The sequence below is a fragment of the Candidatus Cloacimonadota bacterium genome (assembly GCA_034661015.1).
GTDB lineage: Bacteria > Cloacimonadota > Cloacimonadia > JGIOTU-2 > JGIOTU-2 > JAYEKN01.
This window is the reverse complement of record JAYEKN010000084.1, coordinates 1-4,685: the sequence shown is the minus strand read 5'-3', so window position 1 is coordinate 4,685 and position 4,685 is coordinate 1. Positions and strand designations below refer to the sequence as shown.

Annotated in this window: 4 protein-coding genes and 1 tRNA gene; all 5 read right to left on the bottom strand. The window is 38.1% G+C overall.

The window, feature by feature from the left end:
- Nucleotide 1: 1 nt before the first annotated feature.
- Nucleotides 2–1,411, bottom strand: coding sequence for a phosphonate ABC transporter, permease protein PhnE (gene phnE / locus U9P79_02860; protein ID MEA2103570.1), 1,410 nt, complete (start codon nucleotides 1,409–1,411; stop codon nucleotides 2–4).
- On the bottom strand, nucleotides 1,408–2,175 hold the full coding sequence (gene phnC / locus U9P79_02855; protein ID MEA2103569.1) for a phosphonate ABC transporter ATP-binding protein: 768 nt from the start codon (nucleotides 2,173–2,175) through the stop codon (nucleotides 1,408–1,410). The genes phnE and phnC overlap by 4 nt, the downstream gene beginning before the upstream one ends.
- A gap of 11 nt (nucleotides 2,176–2,186) precedes the next feature.
- Nucleotides 2,187–3,095 (bottom strand): phosphate/phosphite/phosphonate ABC transporter substrate-binding protein, encoded by a 909-nt coding sequence (locus U9P79_02850; GenBank protein ID MEA2103568.1) that lies wholly within the window; start codon nucleotides 3,093–3,095, stop codon nucleotides 2,187–2,189.
- 88 nt (nucleotides 3,096–3,183) lie between these two features.
- The gene (locus U9P79_02845) at nucleotides 3,184–4,089 is read right to left on the bottom strand and encodes a phosphate/phosphite/phosphonate ABC transporter substrate-binding protein (GenBank protein MEA2103567.1); all 906 of its coding nucleotides are present in this window, start codon (nucleotides 4,087–4,089) and stop codon (nucleotides 3,184–3,186) included.
- Between the two features lie 270 nt (nucleotides 4,090–4,359).
- Nucleotides 4,360–4,435: transfer RNA gene (locus U9P79_02840), tRNA-Ile, on the bottom strand.
- Between the last annotated feature and the right edge of the window lie 250 nt (nucleotides 4,436–4,685).

Below are 4,685 nucleotides of genomic sequence, written 5' to 3'. Positions count from 1 at the left end.
CTTACATATTTTGCAATTTCTCCCGCACTTTTGCGCTGAACATATCCATCACCCAAACGACGAAAGCAATGAGCCAGATAAGAAGTCCGACGTTATGCCATCTGAGGAGTTGCTGATTTTGGAGCAGGAGAATACCGATTCCACCACCACCCACAAAACCCACGATGGTTGCCATACGAACGTTGATGTCCCAACGGTAGATAGTGAAGGCAAGATAGGGGGAGATAATTTGCGGAATTACCGCATATAACCAAACTTGCAAAGTATTTGCACCGGTTGCCTGCATCGCTTCGATTGGACCGGAATCAATGTTTTCGATCTGTTCGGAATAGAGCTTTGTAAGCGATGCTATCGAATGAATCATCAGGGCGAGCATTCCGGCGAAAGGACCGATACCGACCCAAACGCAAAAAATAATTGCCCAAACGATTGCCTCAATAGAGCGAAAGATCGTGGCAAAAGTTCTGACCAAAATATAGACTGAATTCCCGATAAAATTTTTTGGCATAAGATTTCTCGCAGCGAAAAAGCTGAAAATAAATGCGAAAGAAATCGCAAAAATCGTGGCAAGCAAAGCCAGAAAAATTGTTTCTGCCAATGCACCCAATGCTCTATCAAGAAGATCCGTATTTTTTCGGGTATCTTTGAGAATCACATTTTTATATTGTCCAAATTCGAGTTTGCCGATCCGCTTTTCATAATCAGCGGTAAAATCATACTGATTCGAATATTTGCTTTTTATCAATGTTTTAGTAGCAGCAATTATTTGTGGTGAAACATTTCTAATCTTCTCTAAATAATTTTTATCTATGACAAATCCGGTTCCCTGCTCGGCATTTTGGATAAGTATCATTTCCGATTTTTCAAAATATGATTTTCCAAGCAGTCGCTCAAAACTTTTCACGAAAACAGTTTTAGTAGCGAATTTTTTGTGTTTCATCTTCTCGCAGATTGTAATTATGCTTTGAGGAATATTATTCTCGTTATATTTTTCAATGGATTTTTCAGTTATTTGATAGCCAACTATGCTGGGATCGAAAATGCCGGATGAGATACCTTTTGCATTTTTAAATTGAGTAAAGAATTTTATCGGTTTGACTCCTACGATGTTCCATCCCACTACGAAAGTCAGTAACAAACCCACAATTACGAACCAACTCCAAAAGCTCTTTATCCATTTTTTTTGAAGTTTTTTCGAATGTAAAAATATTTTTCTACCGATCGAATCTCCGAGAATGAAAAACAAAAAATCGAGAATCAGGGCAAAGACAAAAATATACATTAATGAAAATTCAATGTGAAACCATTTGTTCATTAGAAAATAAATACTGGCTAAAATATAGATCCAGAAAATTAAATCTACTGAAAAACCTTTTAAGATACCGGCCAATTTAGTTAAATTTTTGTTCATCTGATTTCCACCTCTTCTGCGTCTTCGCCATAGATTTGTTTAAATCTTTTGTTATCTATCTCTGCGGGAGAACCGTCAAAGACAAGTTTACCATCTTTCAATGCCACAACTCTGGAGCCGTATTTTCTGGCGAGACTCAAAAAGTGAAGCGAACAAATGACGGTAATTTTGTCATTTTTATTCAGAATTCCGAGATATTTCATTACCGAATCCGCAGTGGCTGGGTCCAAACTTGCCACAGGTTCGTCTGCCAAAATCAGTTTGGGATGCTGCATCAAAGCACGCGCAATTGCCACCCGTTGCTGTTGCCCCCCGCTCAAATTCCGAACAGTTTGGTTTTCAAAACCAGCTAATCCAACTCTTTTTATGTCTGCTCTAGCTTCTCCCACGATTTTTGAATCGAATTTTGGAAATATGGATTTCAGATTGGACAAATATCCCAATCTGCCGGCAATTACATTTGTGAGCACTGAAAGATTTTTAATCAAGTTGAATTGTTGAAATATCATCCCGATCTCTCGGCGTGCATGGCGAAGTTTTTCACCCTTCAATGAGCGAATTTCTTCATCATTGAAGAATATTTGACCATCAGTTGGCTCTATTAAACGGTTAATACAACGCAGAAATGTAGATTTTCCAGAGCCGGACAAACCAAGAAGAACGAGGAATTCTCCCGATTTTATTTTCAGATCAATCCCTTTCAATGCGTGTGTTCCACTTTCATATTTTTTGTGCAATCCTTTTGTTTCAAGTAAATAGTCCATTTTTTCTCGCCTTATTTAATAAATTTTTTTGCATTTAAATTTAATGATTCCAACGCATTCCGAACTATATCATAATCGGAATCTTCAGAAGTAACGAAGCCATCAATATCATACGTGTCTTTAAATATTTTTTTGCCCTTTTCTGTCCGGACGATCTTTATCAAAGCCGAAATTATGTTCTGCTTGATCTCGGGTGCCAAGTTTTTGCTGAAGGTTACAGTATCATTGGGAATCCAATCCGAGAAAGCAAATATTTTAATTTTTTCCGTAACATCCGGATAAGTGTTTAAAACATGCATTCTGGCATCGTGGATTTCATTTCCTCTTTTGGGAGACCAAAAAGTGCAGGCAACATCAGCAGTGCCTTGATAAACAGAAATAATTGCCTGAGGATGACCACCTGCGAAAAATGTTTTTGCGGGAGAAATACCTTTTTCTTTTAAAATTGCAGATGGATATATATAGCCGGAAGTGGAGGCAGCATCCGTATATGCAACCGTTTTACCTTCTACATCTTTTAGCGAATCAATTCCGCTATCCGCTCTTGCCAGAAATTGCCCTCGATATTTTTCCAATCCATTTCTAATCGTGGTTAGCCCAACTTGTGCATCATATAATTTATTTGCCAAAATATATGCAAAGGGTGGCAACCAAACGATATCGGCTTCATTGGTTCCCAAAGCTTCGATAACAGCTGCGTAACTGATCGGAACAGCAACATGAAAATAATATCCGGTTTCTTGCTGAAGCATTTCAGTAATTTTTTCTCCGTCAGATAATATTTTACCGGCTTCTACTGAAGGAACAAAATACATTTTGATCGGATTTCTTTTTGAACCGAGCGGTGCTTGATTTTGACAACTCGTAAAAAACAAAAGAAGAGTGAATAAAATGGATAGGTGGAAAGATTTTAATTTCATATTTTATCAGGATTAAATTGATTTCCCATCTATTCAGCGTTTATCTGCAAAGGTCAGTCTAATCTGCGACCCGTCTTTTATAAAATCTCTATTTGACAAATTGTTGGGCATTTACATTCAAACTTTCCAAAGTCTCTCGCACAATATCGTAATCACTATTGGAAGATTTTACGAATCCGTCTATGTCATAAAGGTCTTTCAAAATGCGCTGACCTTTTCCCTGTTTTGACATTTCCATCAGAGATGAGATGATTTTATTTTTCATTTCAGGAGGAAAATTTCTACGGAATGTAACCGTATCATTCGGAATCCAATCGGTAAAGCCAATTATTTTTACTTTATTCAGGACATCGGGATATGTTTCTAACACACTGATGCGAGCATCGTTAGATTCTTCATCATCAGAAGGTGACCAGAAAGTACAGCCAACATCCGCTGTTCCTTTATAAACTGCGATGATAGATTGGGGATGCCCACCCGAGAAAAAAGTTCTTCCCGGTTCAATTCCATTTTTTTTGAGAGTGGCAGAGGGATAGATATAACCGGAAGTTGAAGCCGCATCCGTATATGCGATTATCTTACCATCAATGTCTTGCAGAGTTTGAATCTCGCTATTATCACGAGCCACAAATTGTCCTCGATAGCGTGACTCACTCCCGCGAATAGTTGTGAGACCGACTTGTGCTCCGTATTTTTCATTTGCAAGAATGTAGGCAAATGTAGCGAACCAGGCGATGTCTGCTTCCTCGGTCCCCATTGCTTCAATAACAGCTGCGTAGCTTGTGGGTACTGCAACATCAAAATAATAGCCGGTTTCTTCAAAGAGCAATTCAGCGATCTTTTGCCCATCGGATAAGACTTTACCGGCTTCCATTGAGGGAACAAAATACATTTTTATCGGATTAGATTCCGAACCCAACGAACCTTTTTTTGCACATCCGGAAAAGAAAAATAACAAAATAAAAAATACTGTAAAATATTTTCTGAAAATCATAGATAACTCCTTAAATAAATATTGAAACGTCAATTTGATTTCCCCAATATCTTTGTCAATCTATTTGAGGATTCATATTTGAGCAGGCACCGTTTACGTATTACGCTTTTCCAAAGCGTTCTGTGTTTTGTCGTTTCGGAGAAACCGGATCCGTATTACGCTTTTCCAAAGCGTTCTGTATTTTGTCGTTTCGGAGAAACGAAATACGAGGTTTTCGTATTTTCAACGGAAATTAATTTGTCGAGGTAAAGTTTCATTCAAGAAGAAAACTGGTGGGCCCAAGAGGAATTGAACCTCTCACCGCCCGGTTATGAGCCGGGAGCTCTACCAACTGAGCTATGGGCCCTTAATATAAAAAATATTAGAAGATTTGTGTTACCGAATAGTGCGATTTCTTGTCAAGAAAATTGGGGTTATGATTTTCCAATTTCTATTTTTAGATTTTTTTCCTCCTGTTTTTGTCTTCTTTTCCATTTCTCCCCCTTTTTTTGCTTTCATTTCTGAAGTAAGCAAAAACAAATTGCTGCATAATGTTTGGAGCACGCCACGATTCTTCTTGCTTTTCTTCTTGCTTATTGTGGGCACGTTTGTTATAG

Excerpts from the sequence above, each read along its gene's own strand:
- phnE (MEA2103570.1), bottom strand. The coding sequence starts at position 1,411 with ATGAACAAAAATTTAACTAAATTGGCCGGTATCTTAAAAGGTTTTTCA.
- phnC (MEA2103569.1), bottom strand. The coding sequence starts at position 2,175 with ATGGACTATTTACTTGAAACAAAAGGATTGCACAAAAAATATGAAAGT.
- U9P79_02845 (MEA2103567.1), bottom strand. The coding sequence starts at position 4,089 with ATGATTTTCAGAAAATATTTTACAGTATTTTTTATTTTGTTATTTTTC.
- U9P79_02850 (MEA2103568.1), bottom strand. The coding sequence starts at position 3,095 with ATGAAATTAAAATCTTTCCACCTATCCATTTTATTCACTCTTCTTTTG.